Below are 1,185 nucleotides of genomic sequence, written 5' to 3'. Positions count from 1 at the left end.
CCTTTGGCCCGCACTTCTAAATCGCGGGCTTCGATGTGCCGGCCGGCCGCAAGGTCCGGCCGCCTGCATGATGGTCCCGGGCGCATAGCTCAGCGGGAGAGCGTTCCCTTCACACGGGAGAGGTCCAAGGTTCGATCCCTTGTGCGCCCACCATTCATCCTCCTGAACCTGACCGGTTGCGGACGATCGTCGACGCCTCTGGCGGCTGTCGGGACCGCCTCATCAAAAAAATCGACAAACAACCCCATGCACAGTAGCCGACGTCAGTCGGATCAATGAGTTACGCCTTTTCCGAATTCCGCTTGCTCCGTCGGGCAAAACAGGGGCAGGATGGCAGCATCGGGGGAGAGGCTCAGAGCCCTATGCTCCCACCATTTAGGTGGCGCGGAAACGGCTTGTCCAGGAATCAAGAAGCGCTTCCGCCATTGGACGTACGGCGCCCTCCATAGCCAGGGGTCAGCATGGCTGAGTGCGGAGACGCAGCGGGCGCATCCGCGAAGACGCTCCGGCCCGATCCAGCCCGAGCGTCGTTGAGGTTGCCATTGTCGCCGTACGGACATTCCGTCGTCGCCAGCGTTACCCCGACGGGAATGGCCGAGCGGCTTTGGTGTACTTGATTGCGCCAATGCCGAAGCCTTCCTGGCTGCGGCTTTGAACGAATTCCCTGTGCTCGTAGAATGGCGACAACTCGCGCCACAGCTGCGGCACGCCGCCCGCCCAGGCGCTGGTGCTGCCGCTGGATTCGATGATGTCGTGAAACAGGATGACACCGCCCTCCCGGACGAAATGCCGGTAGCAGAGAAAGTCCTGCTTGACGCCCTCGTAGCGATGATCCCCGTCGATGAACAACGCGTCGATCATTCTGCCGTCGAGGAATTTCGCGACCCGCCGGACCGTATCGTCCGCGTAGGACGGCATGTCGAAGAACGTCCATCGCTGCTGCGGCGTCGCCAGCAGCTTCAGCATTTCCTTGTTCTTCACATGCAGGTCGATGCAGACCATGGCCTCCATCGTCGGCAGAAATCGCCCAAACAGAAGCGACGTTCCGCCGTTCAGCGTTCCGATTTCAACCACGAGCTTCGGAGCGGACGCAGCGATGTAGTCAAGGGCGGACGAGATTTCCGACTCGATTTGACAGGAGCCGGTGCCCATATGTTGTCTGGTGAAGTCAATGACGTCCTGCAC

The 1,185-nt window shown here is 61.0% G+C and carries 1 protein-coding gene and 1 tRNA gene; one reads left to right on the top strand and one right to left on the bottom strand.

Annotated features, from left to right (window positions below):
- Nucleotides 1-78: 78 nt before the first annotated feature.
- A tRNA-Val gene (locus ACXJL8_RS41595) sits at nt 79-153 on the top strand.
- A gap of 423 nt (nt 154-576) precedes the next feature.
- On the opposite strand, the gene ACXJL8_RS41590 is transcribed toward ACXJL8_RS41595, so the two are convergent.
- On the bottom strand, nt 577-1,152 hold the full coding sequence (locus tag ACXJL8_RS41590; RefSeq protein WP_456687095.1) for a class I SAM-dependent methyltransferase: 576 nt from the start codon (nt 1,150-1,152) through the stop codon (nt 577-579).
- Nucleotides 1,153-1,185 lie beyond the last annotated feature (33 nt).

The organism is Bradyrhizobium sp. P5_C11_2, assembly GCF_054049755.1.
This window is presented reverse-complemented; position numbering and strand designations above follow the sequence as displayed.